This is a genomic window from Aeromonas sp. ASNIH5 (assembly GCF_002902865.1).
Classification (GTDB): domain Bacteria; phylum Pseudomonadota; class Gammaproteobacteria; order Enterobacterales; family Aeromonadaceae; genus Aeromonas; species Aeromonas caviae.
In genome coordinates, this window is record NZ_CP026122.1 from 523550 (window position 1) to 547710 (window position 24161).

Annotated in this window: 21 protein-coding genes; 8 read left to right on the forward strand and 13 right to left on the reverse strand. The window is 62.7% G+C overall.

What is annotated here, in order from left to right:
• Positions 1 to 35: 35 nt before the first annotated feature.
• Complete coding sequence (locus C2U30_RS02285) at positions 36 to 854, reverse strand: substrate-binding periplasmic protein (RefSeq protein ID WP_103243085.1); 819 nt, start codon at positions 852 to 854, stop codon at positions 36 to 38.
• A gap of 305 nt (positions 855 to 1159) precedes the next feature.
• On the opposite strand from C2U30_RS02285, the gene C2U30_RS02290 reads away from it, so the two are divergent.
• Positions 1160 to 2560 (forward strand): DEAD/DEAH box helicase, encoded by a 1401-nt coding sequence (locus tag C2U30_RS02290; protein ID WP_103243086.1) that lies wholly within the window; start codon positions 1160 to 1162, stop codon positions 2558 to 2560.
• Between the two features lie 86 nt (positions 2561 to 2646).
• Here the strand turns inward: C2U30_RS02290 and C2U30_RS02295 are convergent, their stop codons facing one another.
• The 4 genes from C2U30_RS02295 to cra form a co-directional block, all read right to left on the reverse strand.
• Positions 2647 to 3336, reverse strand: a complete 690-nt coding sequence (locus C2U30_RS02295) for an RES family NAD+ phosphorylase (RefSeq protein ID WP_103243087.1) — start codon at positions 3334 to 3336, stop codon at positions 2647 to 2649.
• Positions 3336 to 3740, reverse strand: coding sequence for an antitoxin Xre-like helix-turn-helix domain-containing protein (locus C2U30_RS02300; RefSeq protein ID WP_041211580.1), 405 nt, complete (start codon positions 3738 to 3740; stop codon positions 3336 to 3338). Before C2U30_RS02300 ends, C2U30_RS02295 begins: the two co-directional genes overlap by 1 nt.
• A gap of 243 nt (positions 3741 to 3983) precedes the next feature.
• On the reverse strand, positions 3984 to 5177 hold the full coding sequence (locus C2U30_RS02305) for an aromatic amino acid transport family protein (protein WP_041211460.1): 1194 nt from the start codon (positions 5175 to 5177) through the stop codon (positions 3984 to 3986).
• A gap of 612 nt (positions 5178 to 5789) precedes the next feature.
• On the reverse strand, positions 5790 to 6776 hold the full coding sequence (gene cra, locus C2U30_RS02310) for a catabolite repressor/activator (RefSeq protein ID WP_010674823.1): 987 nt from the start codon (positions 6774 to 6776) through the stop codon (positions 5790 to 5792).
• Positions 6777 to 7083: 307 nt separating this feature from the next.
• Here cra and fruB point away from each other — a divergent pair, with 307 nt between their 5' ends.
• From fruB to fruA, 3 genes are read left to right on the forward strand one after another with little or no spacing between them, the layout of a single operon-like run.
• Positions 7084 to 8184, forward strand: coding sequence for a fused PTS fructose transporter subunit IIA/HPr protein (gene fruB, locus C2U30_RS02315; protein ID WP_103243088.1), 1101 nt, complete (start codon positions 7084 to 7086; stop codon positions 8182 to 8184).
• A complete protein-coding gene (gene pfkB / locus C2U30_RS02320) occupies positions 8184 to 9173 on the forward strand; it encodes a 1-phosphofructokinase (protein WP_103243089.1) in 990 nt (329 codons plus the stop codon). The genes fruB and pfkB overlap by 1 nt, the downstream gene beginning before the upstream one ends.
• On the forward strand, positions 9170 to 10894 hold the full coding sequence (gene fruA / locus C2U30_RS02325; protein WP_103243090.1) for a PTS fructose transporter subunit IIBC: 1725 nt from the start codon (positions 9170 to 9172) through the stop codon (positions 10892 to 10894). Before pfkB ends, fruA begins: the two co-directional genes overlap by 4 nt.
• A gap of 82 nt (positions 10895 to 10976) precedes the next feature.
• Here the strand turns inward: fruA and C2U30_RS02330 are convergent, their stop codons facing one another.
• Complete coding sequence (locus C2U30_RS02330) at positions 10977 to 11228, reverse strand: DUF1289 domain-containing protein (RefSeq protein ID WP_039040754.1); 252 nt, start codon at positions 11226 to 11228, stop codon at positions 10977 to 10979.
• A 150-nt stretch (positions 11229 to 11378) separates the two neighbouring features.
• Between C2U30_RS02330 and mltA the strand changes: the two genes are divergently transcribed.
• Complete coding sequence (gene mltA / locus C2U30_RS02335) at positions 11379 to 12530, forward strand: murein transglycosylase A (protein ID WP_029314565.1); 1152 nt, start codon at positions 11379 to 11381, stop codon at positions 12528 to 12530.
• A gap of 133 nt (positions 12531 to 12663) precedes the next feature.
• Here the strand turns inward: mltA and yfaE are convergent, their stop codons facing one another.
• The 5 genes from yfaE to ubiG all read right to left on the reverse strand — a co-directional run bounded on the left by yfaE (position 12664) and on the right by ubiG (position 18501).
• Positions 12664 to 12984, reverse strand: a complete 321-nt coding sequence (gene yfaE, locus C2U30_RS02340) for a class I ribonucleotide reductase maintenance protein YfaE (protein WP_042863899.1) — start codon at positions 12982 to 12984, stop codon at positions 12664 to 12666.
• Between the two features lie 48 nt (positions 12985 to 13032).
• The gene (nrdB, locus tag C2U30_RS02345) at positions 13033 to 14166 is read right to left on the reverse strand and encodes a class Ia ribonucleoside-diphosphate reductase subunit beta (RefSeq protein WP_103243091.1); all 1134 of its coding nucleotides are present in this window, start codon (positions 14164 to 14166) and stop codon (positions 13033 to 13035) included.
• Between the two features lie 79 nt (positions 14167 to 14245).
• A complete protein-coding gene (gene nrdA, locus C2U30_RS02350) occupies positions 14246 to 16513 on the reverse strand; it encodes a class 1a ribonucleoside-diphosphate reductase subunit alpha (RefSeq protein ID WP_010674815.1) in 2268 nt (755 codons plus the stop codon).
• Between the two features lie 585 nt (positions 16514 to 17098).
• The gene (locus tag C2U30_RS02355; RefSeq protein ID WP_029314563.1) at positions 17099 to 17785 is read right to left on the reverse strand and encodes an HAD family hydrolase; all 687 of its coding nucleotides are present in this window, start codon (positions 17783 to 17785) and stop codon (positions 17099 to 17101) included.
• On the reverse strand, positions 17785 to 18501 hold the full coding sequence (gene ubiG / locus C2U30_RS02360) for a bifunctional 2-polyprenyl-6-hydroxyphenol methylase/3-demethylubiquinol 3-O-methyltransferase UbiG (protein WP_199767333.1): 717 nt from the start codon (positions 18499 to 18501) through the stop codon (positions 17785 to 17787). Before ubiG ends, C2U30_RS02355 begins: the two co-directional genes overlap by 1 nt.
• Before the next feature lie 199 nt (positions 18502 to 18700).
• On the opposite strand from ubiG, the gene gyrA reads away from it, so the two are divergent.
• Together gyrA and C2U30_RS22750 are read left to right on the forward strand one after the other, a co-directional pair.
• A complete protein-coding gene (gene gyrA / locus C2U30_RS02365) occupies positions 18701 to 21448 on the forward strand; it encodes a DNA topoisomerase (ATP-hydrolyzing) subunit A (RefSeq protein ID WP_103243093.1) in 2748 nt (915 codons plus the stop codon).
• Positions 21449 to 21751: 303 nt separating this feature from the next.
• On the forward strand, positions 21752 to 21925 hold the full coding sequence (locus C2U30_RS22750; protein ID WP_164882096.1) for a hypothetical protein: 174 nt from the start codon (positions 21752 to 21754) through the stop codon (positions 21923 to 21925).
• A 6-nt stretch (positions 21926 to 21931) separates the two neighbouring features.
• Here the strand turns inward: C2U30_RS22750 and C2U30_RS02370 are convergent, their stop codons facing one another.
• Entirely contained in the window at positions 21932 to 22987 is a 1056-nt protein-coding gene (locus C2U30_RS02370) for a PA0069 family radical SAM protein (protein WP_103243094.1), read from the reverse strand.
• Between the two features lie 173 nt (positions 22988 to 23160).
• On the opposite strand from C2U30_RS02370, the gene C2U30_RS02375 reads away from it, so the two are divergent.
• On the forward strand, positions 23161 to 23751 hold the full coding sequence (locus C2U30_RS02375) for a tetratricopeptide repeat protein (protein WP_199767334.1): 591 nt from the start codon (positions 23161 to 23163) through the stop codon (positions 23749 to 23751).
• A gap of 3 nt (positions 23752 to 23754) precedes the next feature.
• On the opposite strand, the gene C2U30_RS02380 is transcribed toward C2U30_RS02375, so the two are convergent.
• A complete protein-coding gene (locus C2U30_RS02380) occupies positions 23755 to 23970 on the reverse strand; it encodes a hypothetical protein (RefSeq protein ID WP_124245003.1) in 216 nt (71 codons plus the stop codon).
• Between the last annotated feature and the right edge of the window lie 191 nt (positions 23971 to 24161).

Below are 24161 nucleotides of genomic sequence, written 5' to 3' on the forward strand. Positions count from 1 at the left end.
TCGCCTTTTTCATGGTTTTTTTGCCGGCGTCGGCGTCAGGGGGCCGATGGCGTCGAGAGCGATGGGTGCCGGGTTGCGTCCTGGCGGCAGCGGGGCGGTGCAAAGGCGGGGTCCGGTGAGGGCAGGGTGGCGATGGCGGCATCAATGCGGGCGAGCGCCTCATCGTTCACGGCCTCTTTGGCAAACATCAGGCGCACCGGCTGCTGGTGCAAGAGCACCTGACACTGGATGGCGTCGCTCGCCCCGAGCTGGCCGAGCCGGTAGCGGGCGTATTGCCACTCCATGATGACGCCGTCGAGGCGGCGCGCCAGCAAGAGGGTGAGCAGCCTGTCATCGCTGTTGTATTCACTCGCCTGCCCGAGGGCAGGGCACTCCTCGTTCATCGGCAGGGAGCGGGTACCCCGCAGCTTGCCAAGTCGAAGCCCCTTGGCCTGGCACAGGGTTGCCAGCTCGGTGAACCCTTGCCAGCTGTCGGGCTCCCCGGCCTGCGGGCGCTGGTTCAGCAGCACGAAGCTGGCGCGCCGATAGGGGGCGGAGAAGCGGGCGAACCGCTCCCGCTCGGGGGTTTTCAGGGCGCCCATGGCCACGTCCAGCTGCTGGCGCTCCATGAGGTAGAGGGCCCGGGCCCAGGGGAGGTTGCGAAAGGCGGGCTCAACGCCTGCCTTGCCCAGGATCTGGCGGGTCAGGGTCACGTCCAGTCCGCCGAGGGTGCCGTCGGCAGCGATCTGGCTGAAGGGGGGCCAGTGGCTCCAGGCCACCGACAGGGTCTCCCTGGCGACGAGGGGCGGGGCGAAGAGCAGGGGCAAGACGAGGCCCAGCATGCGCCGGGCGGTGGGGGTGAACTTCCGTTTCAATCAAAACCTCCTGTTCCGTGTATCGCGCCGTCCCCCGCAGGCTGTGCAGGGGCTTTGATACATACGGCGATTCGGGCCATTTTGTCCTGCCTTTGTCGCTATTTCCAGCCGCGCTGGGAGATGCATCACATTTTCCTCGTCTAAGTGCGCCAACTCCGTTAGACTGCGCCTCTATTCTTTCCCCTTTGCTCTGCTCCCCGGGGAAATCGTTGTTTTCTCTATAGGCCCGGATCCTGTGAGATGGCATCGGCTCAGCAGAGGAGCCCCACCACGATCTTTGGCGCCCCTATCCCTAGCAGGTAACTATGAGTTTTACTTCCCTCGGTCTGGCCGAACCCTTGTTGCGTGCCGTTGCCGAGCAAGGCTACGACACCCCGTCTCCCATTCAGCAACAAGCGATCCCGGCGGTACTGGCTGGCCGTGATCTGATGGCCGCCGCCCAGACCGGGACCGGCAAGACCGCAGGTTTCACCCTGCCGATGCTGCAGCGTCTGACTGAAAGCAAGAGCAAGGTCTCCCCGAACCGCATCCGCGCCCTGGTGCTGACCCCGACCCGCGAGCTGGCCGCCCAGGTGGGCGAGAGCGTGCGCAACTACGGCAAACACCTGCCGATCCGCAGCCACGTGGTATTCGGCGGCGTGAGCATCAACCCCCAGATGATGGCGACCCGCCGTGGTCTGGACGTGCTGGTGGCTTGCCCGGGCCGCCTGATGGATCTCTACAACCAGAACGCCGTCAAGTTCGACGAAGTGGAGATCCTGGTACTGGACGAAGCGGATCGCATGCTCGACATGGGCTTTATCCGCGACATCCGCCGCATTCTGGCCCTGCTGCCGAAGAAGCGCCAGAACCTGCTCTTCTCCGCCACCTTTGCCGACGAAATTCGTGAGCTGGCCACTGGCCTCCTGGACAACCCGGCGGTGATCGAAGTGACCCCGCGCAACAGCACCGCCGAGCGTATCGAGCAGTTGGTACACCCCTGTGACAAGGCCAACAAGATTGCCCTGCTGAGCCACCTGGTCACCAGCAACGACTGGCAGCAGGTGCTGGTGTTCACCCGTACCAAGCACATGGCCAACCGCGTCGCCGAGACCCTCGACAAGAACGGCGTCAGCGCTGCCGCCATCCACGGCAACAAGAGCCAGGGTGCCCGTACCCGTGCCCTGGCCGGTTTCAAGGATGGCAGCGTCAAGGTGCTGGTGGCGACCGACATCGCCGCCCGTGGTCTGGACATCGACAAACTGCCGCAGGTGGTCAACTTCGAGCTGCCGAACGTGGCGGAAGATTACGTGCACCGTATCGGCCGTACCGGTCGTGCCGGCGCCGCCGGTCACGCCATCTCCCTGGTCGCGGCCGATGAAGGCAAGCTCATCAAGGCCATCGAGCGTCTGACCAAGCAGAACATTCCGTGCGAGCAGGTGGCCGGTTTTGAAGCCTCCCGCGAGACCCTCGACAACATCGCCCGTGGCATCGGCGCGCCGCTTCGCAAAGAGCCGCGGGATCCGAGCGAGCAGCGCCGTGCGCCGCGTCCGCAAGGTCAGGGCCAGCGTCAGGGTGCCGGTCGTTCTGCCAACGGTGGCAATGGCGGCGGTAATCGCTCCGGCAACGGTGGCAAGCCCAAGCCCCAGGGCGGTCAGCGTCCGGAAGGCGGCGCCGCCAAACCGGCCCAGGCCCGTCGTCCCCGTCGCGCCAGCCACAACCAGTAAGCGGTCAGGGAGCCAGGCTCCCCCACTGTTCGGTTGATACAAAAAGCCCCGCCAATCTGGCGGGGCTTTTTTTGTCCTGGTAGACGCTATTCACCGTAGAGGCGGATTTCCAGCACATGGGTGATGGCCTCGCCGCTCCAGTGGTACTCCAGATGACGGGCGTGGTCCACCCGGCTGACCAGACGGGGGCGATAGAGCACGTGACAGTCGTGACCGGGGTGGCGCACCGAGCGGTAGTGGATGCCGTCCGCCCCGGCGACCTTCTGCTCCCGGGCGAAGGCCTGGGCGGGGCCGTAATCGGTGGCGTGATAGAGGGGGCCTGGCAGAAACGCCGGGCCCGTGATGTCGATGAGGCTGGCGCTGAACTGCGCCTGGATCACCCGCATCTGCACCTTCTGGGCCGGCTCCCGGGTGTACCCGAAGATCCGCTCCCTGTGGTAGACCGTCTCCTTGATGCCGGTGTCGAGGGAGGGGGCACAATAGTAGCCGCCAAAGTCCCCCGTGGTGAAACGGGCACCCTCGGGATTGAGGTGGGTGAAGGCGGCCATCACATAGCTGCCGCCGGGCAGCCCCACCAGCCAGTCTTCCCTGGGCACCCGCATCAGCTCGCCCGCCTCTTCCCTCAGCCTGTCGTTGGTCAGGGCCTCGACGGCCCAGACCGCCTCCAGCTCGTCGGCGGTAGCGACGTCTTCATAGAGGCAGATGGGGGGAAAGCGGCTCGGAATGATGCGATAGGCGCAGGTATTGTGGAAGGCGCGCAAGGGCGGGGAGGACATCAGGCCATCTCCCCGCGCCAGGCGTGCAGCCGGGTGGCCACTTCGTAGAGATCGGCCACCCGCCCACCCTGCATGACCTCCATGGCGCTGCGCCCGGCGAAGAAGGGGTGGCTGTTGGGTTTGCGCACCCAGCCATAGATGCTCTCATCCAGGCTGAACAGCAGCCGCAGGCTCTTGTGGATGTTGAGTAGATAGCTCATCCGCTCCTGGAGATCGGCGCTCAGCCGAATGCCGCCGCTGGCCTCCTTGTACTTGTTCAGGGTGGAGCGGGAGGTAATGCCAAGCAGCCTGAGCTGTTCATCCGTGCTGCACTGCCATTTGTCCAGGATGCGAAACACCACGGGCAGGGCCTTGCTGGGATCGACGGCGGGCTGTTGCCGGGGAAGAGATGCGGTGGCGACCATGTTGCCTCCCGGGTTGGCGTGCCAGACGGGCACGGGATCGTGGGTTGTCTGCTAAGCAGTGTAGGGCAGGGGCGCAGTCATGTACATATCTATACATGGTTGCACTCAAATGTTCATTATTGGATGGATTTCGCGAGGAGGGGCGCGGGTCGGCCAAGTGAGCCCGTGCCAATGAAACGCCCCGTCAACTGGGTTGGCGGGGCGTGTCTCTTTGCGGCGTTTCTGTTTGTCGGGTCGGGGAGATCAGAGGGCGGGCAGCAGCCCCATGCTGACGCTGACCTGTACCCCGACGATGAGTACCCCCATGGCACCGGCCAGACCCAGAGCCAGCACGCCACCCGGGACGCGGTAGTGGTCTGCTTCGGCCTGCTTGCGGCTCTGCCACACCAGGGCCACCGGCAGCAGCACCGCCAGCACCGCCAGCGCAATGGCGGCGTAACCGAGCGCCATGATGAAGCCTTGCGGGAAGTAGAGGGCGAACAGCAGGGGCGGCACGAAGGTGATGAGGCCGGTCTGGGTGCGGCCCTGCCAGTTGTCCTTGCGACGGGTCACCTTGGCCATGAAGTCGAACAGTCCCAGGGTCACCCCGAGGAAGGAGGTGGCGAGCGCGAGATCGGCGAACAGATGCATCGCCTGGTTGAAGGCGGGCCAGCTCACCAGGCCGCCGACGTTGGCCAGCAGGCTATCCAGGGCGCCGCCGGTCTGGATCAGGGATTGCTGGCCCAGCAGCCCCAGTATGGCGACCTGCCACAGTACGTAGAGCACGAGCGGCAAGGCGGAGCCCCACACGAAGACCCGGCGCAACTGCCTGGGGTTGTCCCCGAGGTAGAGCATGACACTCGGGATGGAGCCGTGGAAGCCGAAGGAGGTGAAGATGACCGGCAGGCCCGCCAGCAGCAAGCCTTCCCCGAGGGGCATGGAGAGCAGGTGCTGCCCCTGGGCGCGGGGCAGCAGCAGCGCCAGCACCGCCACCATGATCACCAGCTTCACGGTGAACATCAGGCGGTTGAGGTAATCCACCTGCCTGGTGCCGACGCACACCATGCCGCCAAACAGCAGGGTAAAGACCCAGGCCGCCTGCTCCTGGCCGAGGGGAAGGCCGGCATCGGCCAGTGCCTGGGCCAGCAGGCTGCTGCCGCCGCTGATGTAGGCGGAGGCCAGGGCGTAGAACAGCATCAGGATGCAGAAGGAGGCGATGCCCTTGCCCCAGGGGCCGAGCAGGTGATCCGCCAGCTGGTGCAGGTACCACTTGCCGGTGCTGAGGCTGGCTTCCACCTGCAGCATGGCGGTGAAGGCCATCAGGGCCCAGAGGCCGATCATCAGCATCAGGGTGGCGGGGCCGCCCAGGGACGAGGAGGCCAGCGGCAGGGCCAGCATGCCGGCGCCTATGGTGGTGCCGGCAATCAACAGGGTACAACCCAGGGTCTTGGTATTCATGTCATCCATCCGAAAGTGAGGGCGCTGTTGCAAACAAGAGAGAGCCAGTTGGCTGTGTCGGGAGACGCCTCCGGGGAAAAGCCGGAGGCTAGCAATATCGGTGTGGATACATCTGTACCTGAAACCTGTCAGTTGTAAAAATTGGTTGCCAAGTTAGCGGATTGAAATGGCGGAAACAACCCCTTAAAAGCGGATTTTGTGCTGTAGCAAGCCGAAGGGTGGCAATAAAAAGTGACACATTGCGCCATGCGCCGAAAAAACGCGCCCCTCAGGGGGAGGCTACCCGTCAGGCTGCGTTGCGGGTCGACATCGAGAGCGCCCGCGTTGGCGGCAACAGGGCTTGCAGAGGGTAACACGGGGCCCTGGTGGTGCGACTGGCCCGATATAAGCAAACATCGGGTCATACTCCCAAAAGCCATCATTTTCACTTATAGCGAGCCGAGGCGCCGATAAACGTGCCCTGGCGCGGGGTTGCCGCCCGGCAGATCACCTCAAAGCCAGAAGGCGAAGGGCAAAAGCTGAGACAACAGGGGAGAACACAAGCAGGTGTGGGGGAGGAGGCTCAGGGGCTGGCACTGCGGGCCGCCCCCGGGGTGGTGCGTCGTTGCCGGGTCAGCGGCGGCGTTTGAGGGTACGGCTCACATAGTGCAGGCCGCTCTGGTAGTCGCCATTGACCGCCTTGAGGGCCAGCGTCAGGGCCTGGCTTGCCAGGGCGTCGTGCTGCTGGGGCAGGGAGTTGATGCCAAAGGGGAGGAAATCGAGCAGGCGGTCATCCCCGAAGGTAGCCATGGCGAGCTGGCTCATGTCGGCCTCCTGCTCCAGCAGGTAGTCGAGCACCCCCTCCATCAGGATGTAGGAGGTGGTGATCAGCGCCTCGGGCAGTTGGCCGAGCTGCTGATGGAGCGTCTTGATCAGGCGATACCCTTCGGTGCGCGAGAAGTGGGCCCCTTCACACAGGTGGCGGGTCGCACTGTGACTGGCAATCGCCTGTTCGAAGCCCGCTTTTCGCTCCTGACTGATCGTCAGTTCCGGCAGTGCAGTAATCAAGGCGATATGACCGATGGCCGGGGTGAGCAGGGAGGCGGTGAGGTCCAGGCTCGCCTTCTGGTTTTCACTCGCCACGGTGACGAAGTGCTCGGTGGCCATGGCACGGTCGATGGCGAGGATCTGCACGCCCCTGGACTGCTGCTCCAGGTAGAAGGGATCCGCCGGGGGGAGGCAGCTTGCCACCAGGAGCGCGTCCACATGGCGGCTCACCAGCATCCGGGCCAGCTCCTTTTCGGTGTCCGGATCGTCCTCCGAGCAGACGATGAGCAACTGATATCCCTGGGTGCGGGCCCCTTGCTCCAGGCGCTTGGCGAGCTTGGCGTAACTGGCGTTTTCGAGGTCGGGCAGGATGAAGCCGAGGGTGCGGGTCTGGCCGCCGCGCAGGGAAGCGGCGCGGCTGTCCGGCTGATAGTTGTGGGCATGGACCACGGCCATCACCTTGTCGCGGGTTGCCTGGCTGATGCGGTATTGATCGGCCTTGCCATTGATCACATAGCTGGCGGTGGTGCGAGAGACACCGGCCAGCGCGGCGATTTCATCCAGTTTCATCATGTTGGCTCTGTTTGAGTTGCAAGGCCCGCGCCGGTTCCTGGTTGGGGCGCCGAAAAGTGTGCGCGGGATCATATCATTGAAACGTACTTTCTGCGGGATCTTGAACAATGCGCTGAAACGATTCAGTCTGAGTGTAAGTGAAACGATTCAGCTTGTCAGTAACGGATGATTATCTGCACTTGGAAATGGGTTCCGGCTCACCAAAGCGAGAGATCACCGTCTATTGTCAGCAGGCAAGTTACCCAAAAATCGAGTTGAGTTGAGCCGGTACGCCGCGAGGTGAAGCCGGACCTGATGGAGAATCTCTATGTTGAAGTTGGCGCGACAGCAAATCCTGCTGGGACAATCGGTGACGACCAAGGCGGACGCCATCGCCCTGCTGGCAAGCAAACTGACCGACGCCGGTCTGGTTGAAGCAGGTTACGTGGACGGCATGCTGGCGCGGGAAGCGCAACACGCCACCTATCTTGGCAGCGGTATCGCCATTCCCCACGGCACCACGGACACCCGTCATCTGGTGAAGAGCACCGGCGTCATGGTGGCCCAGTTCCCCCACGGCATCGAGTGGGACGAGGGGCAGATTGCCTACGTCGCCATCGGTATCGCCGCCAAGTCCGACGAGCACCTGGGGATCTTGCGCCAGCTCACCCACGTGCTGGGTGACGAGCAGGCCGCAGCCCAGCTCAAGGGGGCGACCGACGAAGAGACCATCATCAATATCCTGACTGGCGCGACTGGCGCCAAAGAGGTGCAATACCTGACCCTGGCGGACTTCCCGGCCGACGACCAGGACCAGTTGCTGCTGGGGGCTGTGGCCCGCGCCAAATCCGCAGGCTGGGGAGACGCCGCCATGGTGAGCGCCCTCCTGGCCAGTCAGCCTGTTCACCTGGGGGAGGGCATCTGGCTGGCCCGTGCGCAAGCGGCCCAGACCGGTTGGGTGCTGGCCACCCCGAGCACCCCGCTGAACGTCGGTGAATTGCCGGTCAGCGCCCTGCTGCTGCTATGTGCCGCAGATAGCGGCCATTTGCCGCAACTCGAGAATCTGGCCAAGCTGGCCGCAGCCGGCCAGCTGGCCACCCTCTCTGGCAACGACGGTCTTGCCATGTTGCAGGCGGGTCCGGCGAGCGGGCTGTCCGAGACCTTCACCATCATCAACCCCCACGGTCTGCACGCCCGTCCGGGCGCCATGCTGGTCAAGGTGGCCAAGGAGTATGAATCCGACATCCGCGTCGCCAACCTCGATGGCAGCGGTGAAGCCGTCTCTGCCAAGAGCCTGATGAAGGTGATCGGGCTTGGGGTCAAGTGCGGTCATCGTCTGGCGTTTCGCGCCGAAGGGGCGGATGCCGAAGCAGCCCTCAAGGGCATTGGCGAAGCCATTGCCGCCGGCTTGGGCGAGGGGGCGCACTGATGGACATCGTCACCATCACCCTCAATCCCGCGCTCGATCTCACCACCCGTCTGGAGGTCATGCACCCTGGCGAGGTCAATCTGGTGAGCGAGGCCAACTTGCGCGCAGCGGGCAAGGGGATCAACGTTGCCATGGTCTTGAAAGATCTCGGCCGTGACGTAGGCCTGACCGGCTGGCTCGGTGAGGGCAACCAGCAGAGCTTCGTCTCCCTGTTCGAGGAACGTGCCCTTGCCGATCACTTCGTGCGCGTGGCGGGCGACACCCGGATCAACGTCAAGATCTCCGAACAATCCGGCCGGGTGACCGATCTCAATCTGCCGGGACTCGCCGTGCAGGAAGGCGATGTCAGCGCCCTGGAAGCGGCGCTGGAGCGACTGGCTCCCCACTCCGACTGGTTCGTGCTGGCGGGCAGCCTGCCCAAAGGGGTGGCCCCCGATTACTGCGCGCGCCTCATTCGCCTGCTCAAAGCCAAGGGCAAGCAGGTGATCTTCGATTGCAGCGGCGCGGCGTTGAGCGAAGGGATCAAGGCGGCGCCGACGCTGGTCAAACCCAACCTGGAAGAGCTGAGCCAGTGGGCCGGTCGCCCCGTGAAGACCCTGAGCGAGCAGGCCGAGTGCGCCCGCGCGCTGCAGGCAAGCGGGATCCCCAACGTGGTGATCTCCAATGGTGCCGACGGCCTCATCTGGTTTGCACCGGATGCCACCTGGCAGGCGATTCCGCCGCGCATGGAGGTGGTCAGCACCGTGGGTGCCGGCGACTCCCTGGTGGCGGGCCTGGTCCATGGCATGAGCCTGGACTGGACGCCGGAGCAGACCCTGCGTCTGGCCACCGCCGTCTCGGCACTGGCGGTGAGCCAGGTCGCGGTCGGCTTCAACGATATCAATGTGCTCAAACCGTTACTCGAGCAGGTGCGCGTACAGCGTCTGGATGATCTGGCACCGACTCAACCCCAACCCCATTTGATGGCTAACTCAGGAGATGCCCAATGAAAGCAATTCTGGTTACGGCTTGCCCGGCGGGCATTGCCACCAGCTTTCTCGCTGCAAAACGGATAGAACAGCAGGCCAAACTGGCTGGCTGGGAGCTCACCCTCGACGTCGAGTCCAGCGTGCAGCCCCGTCAGGTTCCCTCGAAAGAGCAGATTGCCGCCGCCGACCTGGTGCTGGTCGTTGCCAGCGCACCGGTGGATCTGGCCGCCTATGACGGCAAGTCGCTCTATCGGGGCGACATGGATCTGGCGCTCCAGGATCCCGCTGCCCTGCTGGAAGCCGCGCGAAGCGGTGCCAGCGTCTATCGCCATGAGGCGGCACCTGTGGTTGCCAAACCGGCCAGCGGTGCCAAGCGCATCGTGGCGGTGACGGCCTGCCCGACCGGGGTGGCCCACACCTTCATGTCGGCCGAGGCCCTGGAGACCATGGCCAAGCAGCTGGGTCACCAGATCCGCGTCGAAACCCAGGGCTCGGTCGGTGCCCAGAATGCCTTGACGGCGGACGAGATTGCCGCCGCCGATCTGGTGTTCCTCGCCACTGACATCGAGGTGGACATGGCGCGCTTTGACGGCAAGCCGGTCTATCGCACCAGCACGGGGGCTGCCCTGAAGAAAACCCGGGCCGAGCTCGACAAGGCCTGGACCGAGGCGAAGGTCTATCGCCACAGCGGCGCGGCTGCGGTCAAGAAAGAGGAAAAGGCGGGCCCCTACAAGCACCTGCTGACCGGTGTCTCCTTCATGCTGCCCATGGTGGTGGCGGGGGGCCTTATCATCGCGCTCTCCTTCATCTTCGGCATTGAAGCGTTCAAGGAAGAGGGGACGCTGGCCGCGGCCCTGATGAAGATCGGTGGCGGCTCCGCCTTCGCCCTGATGATCCCGGTGCTGGCAGGCTACATCGCCTACTCCATCGCCGACCGTCCGGGTCTGGCGCCCGGCATGATCGCCGGTATGCTGGCAAGCTCGCTCGGCGCCGGTTTCCTTGGCGGCATCGTCGGCGGCTTCCTCGCCGGTTACAGCGCCAAGTTCCTGAGCGACAAGGTGCGCCTGCCGGTCACCCTGGAAGCCCTCAAGCCCATCCTCATCATTCCGCTCTTTGCCAGCCTGTTCACCGGTCTGGTGATGATCTACGTGGTGGGTGGCCCGGTGGCGGGCATCATGAACGCCATGACCGAGTTCCTCAACAACATGGGCTCTGCCAACGCGGTGCTGCTGGGTGTCATCATCGGCGCCATGATGTGCTTCGACATGGGTGGCCCGGTCAACAAGGCGGCTTATGCTTTCGGTGTCGGCCTGCTCGCCTCCAAGACCTATGCCCCCATGGCAGCGGTCATGGCCGCCGGCATGGTGCCTGCACTGGGGATGGGGATCGCGACCTTCCTGGCCAGCAGAAAGTTCATCAAGGCGGAGCAGGAAGCGGGCAAGGCCTCCTTCGTGCTGGGTCTGTGCTTCATCTCCGAGGGGGCCATCCCGTTTGCCGCCAAGGACCCCATGCGCGTCATCCCGGCCTGCATGGCGGGCGGCGCCCTGACCGGTGCGCTCTCCATGCTGTTCGGCTGCGAGCTGGTGGCACCCCACGGCGGTCTGTTCGTGCTCTTCATCCCGAACGCCATCAGCCATGTGATGATGTACATCCTGGCGATCGCGGCCGGTTCTCTGGTGACCGGGGTGGCCTACGCCATGCTCAAGCGTGGCGAGGAGCAGGCCAAGCTGGCGACCGCCTGAGGAGATCGCGGCGTGACACACCCTTCATGACAAGGCGGCCCTGGGGCCGCCTTTTTTGTTGGGGGGAGGGGCAACGTGGGATTTAAAAATCCCAGCCCGGCGGGGGCGGCGGATCGGCCGCCTCTGCGGCCTGCGCCTTGCGGCGAGCGGCCTCGACCCTGGCCTTGCGGCTGCGGCACAGGCGCATCACCTCCTGCTGCTGGGCAGGGGTCATGGCAAGCCAGTTGAAACGCTCCTCGCGGCTTCGCAGGCATCCCTTGCAATACCCCTTGTTGTTCAGTTCGCAGACCCCGACACAGGGGCTCTGGAGCGGGAAGATTTCGAGCTGTTCCATCCATGACCTCTCACACCTTGTCACCTTGTTATAACCCAGAAGATCACGGCAGGAGAAATCCGTCGTCGGGGGCGTGAAGGCGTTTGCTTTCCCCGGGCAATTTTGGCATCTTCCCCGCCGTGCAAGACACTCGGTGTTATATGAGGACATATGAATAGACATGCGTACTGGTTGGCCGCCGCCGTGGTGGGGCTGGCCGGTTGTGCGGGCAACCCTGAACCGGTCAAGGTGCCCCAGAAGAAGGCGGAATCCGGATGTTTTCTGAACTGCGAGATCCCTGTGAATCTGGGCAAGCAGTATCTGGATGGTGCCCTGCCGGGGGATCTGGTGCGGGTGGAGCGGGTCAACAGCCGCGCCCGCGCCGATTACAGCAAGTTCGGTCCCCAGAGCCGGATGGTGATGGAACGCTCCGGCCGCATGGCGAGCCGCTATGGGGAGCTCTACCGTCAGCTCTCACGCTGGGTCGCCAATGGGGGCAATCCCGCCCATATCACCCAGTACGGCATCAGCCTGGCCCAGCTTGGCGGTGCCGACCGCATGGGCAACGTGCTCTTCACCGGCTACTACTCGCCGGTGCTGGAGGTGCGCCATCGCCCGGACGCCCAGTACAAGTATCCCATCTATGCCATGCCCAACTGCGGCGGTCGCTGCCCGAGCCGGGCCGAGATCCACCGGGGGGCGCTGGCCAACCGGGGGCTGGAGCTGGGCTACAGCAAATCCCTCATCGACAACTTCCTGATGGACGTGCAGGGTTCCGGCTTCGTTCACTACGGCGATGACGACCGGTTGCAGTACCTCGGCTACAGCGGCAAGAACGGCCACGGCTATGTCAGCATTGGCCGGGTGCTCATCGACCGTGGCGAAGTGCCCAAGGAGCAGATGTCCATGAAGGCCATCAAGGAGTGGGCCAATCGTCAGCCGGAAGAGAGCGTGAAGGAGCTGGTGGAGCAGAACCCCTCCTATGTCTTCTTCGAGCGCCGTCCCACCAACGACGTGGTGGGGGCCGCAGGCATTCCGCTGTTGCCGATGGCGGCGGTGGCCGCCGACAAGACCCTGCTGCCGATGGGCACGCCGATCCTCGCGGAAGTACCGCTGCTGGACAAAGAGGGCAACTGGACCGGCAAGCACCAGCTGCGGCTGCTGATTGCGCTGGATGTGGGGGGCGCGGTGAAGAAGGGCCACCTCGATCTCTACCACGGTATGGGTGAGAAAGCCGGTGTCGCGGCCGGTCACTATAAGCACTTTGGCCGGGTCTGGAAGCTGGGTCTGCACCACGGGCCGACCGCCGCCCCCTGGTTGTAACGCCCCCGGGTTGTAATGTAAGAGGGGCCATGGCCCCTCATTTCCCTCAAGAGACGGGACATTCCCATGAAAAAAGCCGCCGGAGCAATCCGGCGGCTTTTTGTTTGCGGGGCAGATCTGGCGACAAGGGCCGTCAGCCCTTTCGGATATCGAGCTTGATGGCGCCCACCGGCTGGCAGCAGCAGGGGAGACACTCCCCCTGGGAGACAAAGGCGAGCGGGACGGCGGCGTAGTGCACCTTGCCCGCCAGCAGCGGGGTGCGGCAGGCGCCGCAATAGCCGCTGCGGCACTGGAACTCCACGTGATGGCCGTGGCGCTCCAGGGTCTCCAGCACGCTTTCGCCGGGATGGGGGTGCAGCACACCGTCCAGGGTCTGTACCTGGGGGGCTTGCCCCTCCGGCGCCGTGGTGGCGGTATGCAGGGGGGCGTTCAGGGTGGCGGTGGCGTCACTCACGGACGTCGCTCTCCCGCATCATGGTCTGCCAGCAGAGGTCGCCTTGCATCACAGCTCGAAGTCACCCAGATCGTCGGCGTGCACTTCACTGTCGATCTGACCCACCAGATAGGAGCTTACTTCCACTTCCTGGGGCGCCACCTGCACGTTGTCGGAGGAGAGCCAGGTGTTGATCCAGGGGATGGGGTTCTGCTTGGTGCCGGCAAAGGCCGGTTGCAGGCCGACGGCCGCCATGCGCAGGTTGGTGATGTATTCCACGTACTGGCAGAGGATGTCCTTGTTCAGGCCGATCATGGAGCCGTCCTGGAACAGGTACTCGGCCCACTCCTTCTCTTGCAGGGCCGCTTCCTTGAACAGCTCGAAGCAGGCCTGCTCGCACTCGACGGCGATCTCCGCCATCTCGGGGTCGTCGTTGCCGCTGCGCATCAGGTTCAGCATGTGCTGGGTGCCGGTCAGGTGCAGCGCTTCGTCACGGGCGATCATCTTGATGATCTTGGCATTGCCCTCCATCAGCTCACGCTCGGCGAAGGCGAAGGAGCAGGCGAAGCTCACATAGAAGCGGATTGCTTCGAGGGCGTTGACGCTCATCAGGCACAGGTAGAGCTTCTTCTTGAGCTCCCGCAGGCTGATGGTGACTTCGCAATCCCCGATCCGGTGGGTTCCCTCACCGTGCAGGTGATAGACGGAGGTGGCCTCGATGAGATCGTCATAGAAGTGGCTGATGGAGCCGGCGCGCTTCAAGATTTGCTCGTTGGTCACGATGTCGTCGAACACCTGGCCCGGGTTGTTGACGATGTTGCGGATGATGTGGGTGTAGGAGCGAGAGTGGATGGTCTCGGAGAAGGCCCAGGTCTCGATCCAGGTCTCCAGCTCCGGGATGGAGACCAGGGGCAGCAGGGCCACGTTGGGGCTGCGGCCCTGAATGGAATCCAGCAGGGTCTGGTACTTCAGGTTGGAGATGAAGATGTGCTGCTCGTGGGGCGGCAGAGCCTGGAAGTCGATGCGGTCGTGGGAGACGTCCACCTCTTCCGGGCGCCAGAAGAAGGAGAGCTGTTTCTCGATAAGCCGCTCGAAGATGTCGTGCTTTTGCTGATCATAACGGGCCACGTTGACCGACTGGCCGAAGAACATCGGCTCCTTGAGCTGATCGTTTTGGGTCTGGCAAAAAGTAGAGTAAGCCATGGTTCGAATGCCGTGAAATAAGGAAAACAGGAGGGCGGGAGCTTGATGCTCCCGCCCGGTTTATCAGTGCGTTTCGCGGTTAGATCTTGCAAGCCCCGCCAGCGCAGCCGTCATCTTGCAGATCGGTCTGGGTGTCGTCGGCACCATCACGGGTGTTGTGATAGTAGAGGGTCTTGAGACCGTATTTGTAGGCGGTCAGCAAGTCTTTGAGCAACTGCTTCATCGGCACCTTGTTGCCTTCGAAGCGGGCCGGGTCGTAGTTGGTGTTGGCGGAGATCGCCTGATCCACGAACTTCTGCATGATGCCGACCAGCTGCAGGTAACCGTCGACGCTCGGCTGTTTCCACAGCAGTTCGTACTGATCCTTCAGGCGGTGGTACTCCGGCACCACCTGCTTGAGGATGCCGTCCTTGGAGGCTTTCACCGACACCAGGCCGCGGGGCGGCTCGATGCCGTTGGTGGCGTTGGAGATCTGGCTGGAGGTCTCGCTCGGCATCAGGGCGGTCAGGGTGGAGTTGCGCAGACCCACGGTCTTGATCTCTTCGCGCAAGGTTTCCCAGTCCAGGTGCAGGGGTTCATTGCACAGGGTGTCCAGATCCTTTTTATAGGTATCGATGGGCAGGATACCCTGGGCATAGGTGGTCTCGTTGAAGGCCGGGCAGGGGCCGAACTCGCGGGCCAGTTGCACGGAGGCCTTCAGCAGGTAGTACTGGATCGCCTCGAAGGTGCGGTGGGTCAGGGCCAGACCGGAACCGTCGGAGTAGCGGGCACCGTTTTTCGCCAGATAGTAGGCGTAGTTGATGACGCCGATCCCCAGGGTGCGGCGGTTCATGCTGCCCTTCTTGGCGGCCTTGAGCGGGTAGTCCTGATAGTCGAGCAGAGCGTCCAGAGCGCGCACGGCCAGTTCGGCCATCTCTTCCAGATCTTCCAGCTTCTCGATGGCGCCCAGGTTGAAGGCGGAGAGGGTGCACAGGGCAATCTCGCCGTCCTCGTCATCCACGTTGTTGAGCGGCTTGGTGGGCAGCGCAATCTCGAGGCAGAGGTTGGACTGGCGTACCGGCGCCACGGACGGGTCGAACGGGCTGTGGGTGTTGCAGTGATCCACGTTCTGGATGTAGATGCGACCGGTACCGGCGCGCTCCTGCATCATCAGGGAGAAGAGATCCACCGCCTTGAGGGTCTTCTTGCGAATGGCCGGATCCTGCTCGTACTTGACGTAGAGCGCTTCAAACTTGTCCTGGTCCGCGAAGAAGGCGTCATAGAGACCTGGTGCATCGGACGGGGAGAACAGGGTGATGTCACCGCCCTTGATGAGGCGCTGGTACATCAGCTTGTTGATCTGCACGCCGTAGTCCATGTGACGGACCCGGTTCTCTTCCACGCCGCGGTTGTTCTTCAGTACCAGCAGGCTCTCCACCTCGGTGTGCCACAGCGGGTAGAACAGGGTGGCCGCACCGCCGCGCACGCCGCCCTGGGAGCAGCACTTCACCGCAGTCTGGAAGTATTTGTAGAAGGGGATGCAGCCGGTGTGGAAGGCTTCGCCGCCACGGATGGGGCTGCCCAGACCACGGATGCGACCAGCGTTGATGCCGATGCCGGCGCGCTGGGAAACGTAGCGCACGATGGCGCTGGCGGTGGCATTGATGGAATCCAGGCTGTCGTCACACTCGATCAGCACGCAGGAGCTGAACTGGCGGGTCGGGGTGCGCACGCCGCTCATGATCGGGGTCGGCAGGGAGATCTTGAAGGTCGAGACCGCATCATAGAAGCGCTTGATGTAGTCCAGACGGGTATCTTTCGGATACTTGGAGAAGAGGCAGGCCGCTACCAGGATGTAGAGGAACTGCGGGCTCTCGTAGATCTCGCCGGTGACGCGGTTCTGTACCAGGTACTTGCCTTCGAGCTGCTTGACCGCCGCGTAGGAGAAGTCCATGTCGCGCCAGTGATCGAGGTAGCCGTTCAGCTCCTCAAATTCCGCCTGGGTGTAGTCTTCCAGCAGGTGCTTGTCGTACTTGCCCATGTCCACCAATCTGGCGACATGCTGATACAGGTGGGGCGGCTCGAACTGGCCGTAGGCCTTCTTGCGCAGGTGGAAGATGGCCAGACGGGCAGCCATGTACTGGTAGTCCGGGCTTTGCTCGGAGATGAGGTCAGCAGCAGCCTTGATGATGGTCTCGTGGATGTCGGCGGTACGGATACCGTCATAGAACTGGATGTGGGACTTGAGCTCCACCTGGGAGACCGACACGTTGTCGAGCTTCTCGGCAGCCCAGTCGAGCACACGGTGAATTTTATCCAGATCGATGGGTTCTTTGTGTCCGTTACGCTTCGTCACAAACAAGTTCATTGGCTGATGACCCCTTTCATTGATACCTGCCGGTATCGGTTGATTCCCGAAAAGCCATCGCACAATGGCGCAACCCGGCTCCGTCTGTCGAGGGAAACTGGGCAGGGATTGTGCGATGAATCACAAGATGTAGTGTTATTTTTAATGCGAACTACAAGATAGTGAGGTCGATGCGGTAATGCAATCTGTGGATAACGCATTAGCTGTGGATAAATTGTGGGTGTCGGGACGGGAGTTAGTGGACGCTCACAGCGAACGGGTTTTCATCCGTCCGATCCGTCAAATGCAAGTCCGGCGATCGAAGATGGAAAATTAAAATAACTTTTTTTGCTTGCGAAAGCAGGGTGTTTTTACTAGCAAATCCGGCCTGCTCATCCCTTGTGCAGTCAGGGTCAAAAGGTGTCCTGTTACGCCGTTCGGGGGGTTGCCAAGCCTGTAAAAAGAGGGATTGTCCGGGATCCCTCTGGTGCGCTGCGGGGGGATCTGCGCGCCGGGGCAGATGCCCACATGGCCATCGGGACAACATCAAAGTTGCTCCGCAGATCCACCTCTATCCGGATGCCTTGTCGGTCATGGGCATGGACGTCAGCTCAGCTCGTAGCGAAGCCAGTGGTGCAGGGCCTGCACGGTATCAAAGTGAAGATCGGCGCCCCAGAGGGCCGGATCCTCGTCATCATTGAGATAACCCCAGCCAGCCACCGCGGTACGCATGCCGGCGTTGCGGCCGGCCTCGATGTCGCGCACGTGATCCCCCACATAGAGACACTGGCTGGCCGCGATGCCGAGCCGCTCGCAGGCAAAGAACATGGGGGCGGGGTCGGGCTTGCGTACCGGCAGGGTGTCGGCGCTCACGGTCACGCCGCAACTGGCGAGTTCGGGAAGGGCTGCCAGGAGCGGTTCGGTGAGAAAACCCGGCTTGTTGGTGACAATGCCCCAGGGCAGCTTTTTCTCGTCGAGCCACTCGATGAGATCCACCATGCCTTCATAGGGGCGGGTGCCGACGCAGAGGTTGGCGGCGTAGTAGTCGAGCAGGGCGGTGCGAAGGCGGGTGGCCCCCAGCTCCTCGAGCAGCTCGTCACCAAGACCGGCCCTGAGCAGCCCGAGGGCCCCGTGGGAGGTGGTCTGGCGGATGATGTCGTCAGAGAGCGGGGCAAAGCCTTCGCTTATCAGCACGTGATTGACGGCGGCGCCAAGGTCTGGGGCGGTGTCGAGCAGGGTGCCGTCCAGATCAAACAGCACGCAGCCAAGGGGCATCGGGTGAGGTGTGCTCATCAGCCTTGCTCCGGGCGCTCGAACGCCACCATGTAGTTGACGTCGACATTCTTGCCGAGCTTGAAGCTGTTGGAGAGCGGGGCGTAGTGAACGCCACTCATGTCCCGCACCAGCAGGCCCGCCGCTTCCCCCATGCGACACAGTTCGGCGGGGGTGATGAACTTCTTGTGATCGTGAGTGCCCTTGGGGACCATCTTCATTAGGTACTCGGCCCCGAGGATCATCATCAGATAGGCTTTCGGGTTGCGGTTGATGGTGGAGACGAACACCTTGCCCCCCGGCCGTACCAGGGTGGCGATGGCGCGCAGCACCGAGGCCGGGTCCGGCACGTGCTCCAGCATCTCCATGCAGGTGACTACGTCATACTGGCCCGGCACTTCATCGGCGTGGGCTTCGGCGGTGATCTGGCGGTACTCGAGCTCCACACCTTGTTCCAGCGCGTGCAGGCGGGCGACCCCGAGGGGCTCCTTGCCCATGTCGATGCCGGTGACCCGGGCCCCCCGGCGGGCCATGCTCTCGGAGAGGATGCCGCCACCGCAGCCGATGTCGAGCACGCGCTTGCCAAACAGGCCGCCGCTCTTGTCGGTGATCCAGTCAAGGCGCACCGGGTTGATTTGATGCAGTGGCCTGAATTCGCCCTCCATGTCCCACCAGCGGGAGGCGATGGCTTCAAATTTGGCGATTTCTGTCAGATCGACATTGGCATCACTATTCATGTTTTGATGATCCTGTGGCAAGGCGCGCAGCGGGCTGGGCGCGCGCAATCTATTGTCCTGGCGCGCATTATAACGGACCGACCTCGTCGCACCAGCCCGATGTGCTCATCGGATTTGTGGCTTAATGTATTTGGCTCAGTGTGTTACCATGTCGCGCTGTTTAAGCCAAAGAACAACTAATTAGGGATTAAGGCTTTCTATGAGCGATCTGGCCAGAGAGATCACGCCGGTCAACATCGAAGAAGAGCTCAAGAGTTCCTATCTGGATTACGCCATGAGCGTGATCGTAGGACGAGCTCTGCCGGATGTGCGTGATGGCTTGAAACCGGTTCACCGCCGCGTTCTGTATGCAATGAACGAGCTGGGGAACGACTGGAACAAGCCCTATAAAAAATCGGCCCGTGTGGTCGGTGACGTAATCGGTAAATATCACCCGCATGGCGACATCGCCGTGTATGACACCATCGTCCGCATGGCGCAGGATTTCTCCATGCGCTACATGCTGGTCGACGGTCAGGGCAACTTCGGTTCGGTGGACGGCGACAACGCCGCGGCCATGCGTTACACCGAAGTGCGGATGGCGCGCATCTCCCACGAGCTGCTGGCCGATCTGGACAAAGAGACCGTGGACTGGGTGCCGAACTACGACGGTACCGAGATGATCCCGGCTGTCATGCCCACCAAGGTCCCCACCTTGCTGGTCAACGGCTCCTCCGGTATCGCGGTGGGCATGGCGACCAACATCCCGCCTCACAACCTCACCGAGATTGTCAACGGTTGCCTGGCGCTGATCGAAAACGGCGACCTCACCATTGACGAGCTGATGACCCATGTCACCGGCCCGGATTTCCCCACCGGCGGCATCATCAACGGCCGTTCCGGCATCGTGCAGGCGTACCGTACCGGTCGCGGCTCCGTCTATGTGCGGGCCAAGGCCGAGGTGGAAGTGGACGAGAAGACCAGTCGCGAGACCATCATCGTCCACGAGATCCCCTATCAGGTGAACAAGGCTCGCCTGATCGAGAAGATCGCCGAGCTGGTCAAAGAGAAGAAAATCGAGGGCATCAGCGCCCTGCGCGATGAGTCCGACAAAGACGGCATGCGCATCGTCATCGAGATCAAGCGCGGCGAGTCCGGCGAGATTGTGCTGAACAATCTCTACAAGCACACCCAGATGCAGACCACGTTCGGCATCAACATGGTGGCGCTGGACAACAACCAGCCCAAGGTTATGAACCTCAAAGAGATCCTGGATGCGTTCCTGCTGCACCGCCGTGAAGTGGTGACCCGCCGGACCGTGTTCGAGCTGCGCAAGGCGCGGGATCGGGCGCACATCCTGGAAGGGTTGGCGGTGGCATTGGCCAACATCGACCCCATCATCGAGCTCATTCGCCACAGTGCGACCCCGGCGGATGCGAAAGCCGCCCTGGTAGCCAAGGGCTGGGAGCTCGGCAACGTGGCCGCCATGCTGGAAAAAGCGGGCGACGACGCGGCTCGCCCCGAGTGGCTGGAGCCGGAGTTCGGCATCCGTGAAGGGCAGTACTTCCTGACCGAGATCCAGGCCCAGGCCATCCTTGACCTGCGTCTGCACAAGCTGACCGGCCTCGAGCACGAGAAGATCCTGGAAGAGTACCAATCTCTGCTGGATCTCATCGCCGAGCTGCTGCACATCTTGGCAAGCCCGGAACGCCTGATGGAAGTGATCCGTGACGAGCTGCTGGCCGTTCGCGAGCAGTACGGCGACGAGCGTCGCACCGAGATCAGCATGTCCAGTGCCGAGATCAACATCGAAGATCTGATCACCCCGGAAGACGTGGTCGTTACCTTGTCTCACCAGGGCTATGTGAAGTATCAGCCGCTCTCGGACTACGAGGCCCAACGCCGCGGTGGTCGTGGCAAGTCGGCCACTCGGATCAAGGAAGAGGACTTTGTGGAGCGTCTGCTGGTGGCCAACACCCACGACACCATTCTGTGCTTCTCCACCCGTGGCAAGGTCTACTGGCTCAAGGTGTATCAGCTGCCGGAAGCGTCCCGTGGCGCCCGCGGTCGTCCGATCATCAACCTGCTGCCGCTGGATGAGGGTGAGCGCATCACCGCCATCCTGCCGGTGAAAGAATATGACGCCGACAAGTATGTCTTCTTCGCCACCGCCAACGGCACCGTGAAGAAGACCAGCCTGTCCGACTTCAGCCGTCCGCTCTCCTCCGGTATCCGTGCCATCAACCTCAAAGAGGGTGATGAGCTGATCGGGGTGGACATCACCGACGGCAGCAACGAGATCATGCTCTTCTCCGATGCGGGCAAGGTGGTTCGCTTCGCGGAAGGCAGCGCTCGCGCCGATGCCGATGCCACTGACGAAGTCGATACCGATGACGACACCGGCAACGACGATGACGGCAGCGACAACGGCGAAGGCACCGAAAGCAAAGGCACCTTCAAGGGCGTACGTCCCATGGGTCGTACAGCTGCCGGTGTGCGCGGCATCAAGCTGGGCGCCGGTGACAAGGTGGTCTCCCTCATCGTGCCCCGTGGTGATGGTGCCATCCTCACCGCCACCGAGAACGGTTACGGCAAGCGTACCGCGCTGGACGAGTACCCGACCAAGAGCCGTGGTACCCAGGGCGTCATCTCCATCAAGGTGGATGAGCGCAACGGCAAGGTTATCGATGCGATCCAGGTCGAAGATACCGACCAGATCATGCTGATCACCAACGGCGGTACCCTGGTTCGTACCCGGGTGTCCGAGGTGAGCGTCATCGGCCGCAACACCGGCGGTGTGCGTCTGATCCGTACCGGTGAAGACGAGACCGTGGTCGGTCTGCAGCGCGTTGCCGAGAGCGACGAAGAGGAAACCGAGGCTCTGACCGTCGAGGGGGAGGTGTCTGAAGGCACCGACACCGCCGCAGACGCTGGCGCCGTCGATACCGGGGAGGCGGGCGACGAGTAATCGTCCCCCTTTGTCCGGTGCAAAAGAGCGACCTTGATGGTCGCTCTTTTTTGTCCGCCTCACCGCAGGCTCTCCCCGTCCCTGTGCTTGCCCTGGCGCCCTCTTTTCTGCTGCCAGGCTCCGTCTGCCGTGCATGCAGCCCTGCCTGCCACGGCGTCATCTTCCTGATATGCAGGGTTGGTCCCATCGCATCAACACGATTCCTTCACTCGGCTGTCATGGCCCTGTCATGACGGCCAGCCATGCTGCCTGCGTTGAATGAGGCAACCACAGAGGCAGGCATCGCTTGCCAGGAGCATTGTTATGACGAGCTGGGTAATGTGGGAGATCTGGTGGAGCCGAATGTGGGGAGGGCAAGAGAAGGCGCGCCTTAGAGTGGATGAGGAGGAGGTGGCGCACGAGCCATCCCGCCTGCCTGCGGAGCTGATTGCACAGCGCCACCCAGCGGGGAGCTGCCCGCCGAGACCACGGGGCTGACGGCGCTCAGAACAGACGCAACTGCTCGCCCGGGCGGATGAAGGCGGCCGTATTGAGTGCTATATGGCGCTTGCCCAGTTGCAGCCGCCTGCTGATCAGGCGAAAGCGCTGGGCGAGCAGGTCGGCAAACAGTCCTTCACCTCGCATGCGGCTGCCAAAGGTGGCGCTGTTGAGTGAGCCACCCCGGCTTGCCCGCAGCTGGTTGAGGATCGCCTCTTTCTGGCCGGGATAGTGCGTATCGAGCCAGTCGCAAAAGAGGGTGGTGAGCTCGTGGGGCATTCGCAGCAAGATGTAATCCGCACAGCCCGCCCCGGCGTCGACGGCGGCCTTGATGATCTGTTCCAGTTCAGGCTCGTTGAGCCTGGGGATCATGGAGGCCGCCAGCACGCCGACCGGCACACCGGCCTTGGCCAGTCGTTCGATCACCTTGATCCGCCCAACCCCCGTGCTGGCCCTGGGCTCCAGCTGTCGCCTCAGCGTCTCATTGAAGGTGGTGACCGACACCATCACCTGGCATAACCCTTCCCGGGCCAGCTCGGTCAGCAGATCGAGGTCGCGCAGGATCATGGCGCTCTTGGTGATGAGCCCTACCGGATGGCGATGAGCCAGCATCACCGTCAGGAGTTCGCGAGTCAGGCGATAGTGGTGCTCGATGGGTTGATAGGGATCGGTATTGGCCCCCAGCACGATGGTTTGTGGCTGATAGGCTGGCTTGGCAAACTCCCGTCGCAGCAACTCGACAGCATTGATTTTGGCAAACAGCTTGCTCTCGAAATCCAGCCCGGGAGAGAGCTCAAGGTAGGCGTGGCTGGGTCTGGCATAGCAGTAGATGCAGCCATGCTCGCACCCCTGATAGGGATTGATGGAGCGACCGAAGGGAAGATCCGGCGAATCGTTGTAGCTGATGATGCTGCGGGCGCTGATCTCCGTCACCTCGGTGCGGGGAGCGCTGGCGACAAATGCCGCGTCCCAGTCGCTCTGACTCCAGCCGTCGTCAACTGGTTCGATTTGCGGGCCGCTGAAGCGGTGCTCGACATTGTGGTTCGCGCCTCGTCCTGCCATCACATCACCAATGCACTGTTTATATATACAGTTATTTGCTGTGTAGCCCCTCAAACTGCAAGTTCGCAAAGAGCGACCCCATGAAAGAGGGTGAACCCAGGTGATCTCCTGCTTGAACTGTTGCTACATTTCGTTTACATAGACGAAATGCGAACCAGATCACGGAAAATGTCATGCAACCTACTATCGCCCGCTGGCTCTTCATCGCCCTCATTGCGCTGGTCATCTGGCGTCTGATCCCGCTCTCCACTGAGCAGGAGCTGGCGGCGGCCAACCGCGCCTGGCGGACAGGGCACTTTGATGAGGCGACCCGGATCTGGACGCCGCTGGCGGAGCAGGGCCAGCCACGGGCAAAGGCGCTGATGGGTTGGAGCCATGAAGTGGGGCAGGGGAGCGAGCAGGATATGGATCGCGCCATCCGACTCTATCGTCAGGCTGCGCAGGCGGGGGACGCTCTCGGCCAGTATCGGCTGGGAGAGGTCTATCTGCGCGGGGCCGGGGTGAAGCGGGATCTGCACGAGGCGTTTCGCTGGATGGAGCTGGCAGCCAGGAACGGTGATGTGCCCGCCATGCTGAAGGTGGGCATCCTGCAACTGATGGGGGTCAACGGGCGGGTTGAACTGGCCGAGGCGAAGCAGTGGCTCTATCAGGCCTCGCAAAAGGGCAACAAGATGGCACTCCAGGTGTTGCAGGAGATGGCGCTGGCCGAGGAGGGACGCAGCGCCTTCGATTTCAATGGCCACTCTTTTCTGAACGCCGGTTAGGGATCAACGGCTGGCGGTGACTTTGCCGGGCGTCACGTCCGTGACATAGAGGGTACTGCGCTCGGCACTGTGGACGATGCTGCATACCTCCCGCTTGCTGCCATCACCCAGGATCACCAGCTCACCGATATGGACGGGACAGTGAGTCGTGAGAAGGTGATCCGGATGAACCAGCTTTTCTGCATGCTCCGGAAATGAAATGTCGTAGGTGTACATCATGCTCTCCTTGCTTTGGCTGACGCCTCAATCTGGTACAGGGTATGGCAGCAGAAGGGCGCCCTCGCAAGTAGGACAGGTTGACACCCGCGCTTAAGCGGTATGCAAAATCGCCAAGACAGCTTGTCTGGGTTGTCGCTAGATTGGCCCCTTGAAGATCCAGACACTTCGCCCCTCTTAATTTAAGAGGTAGT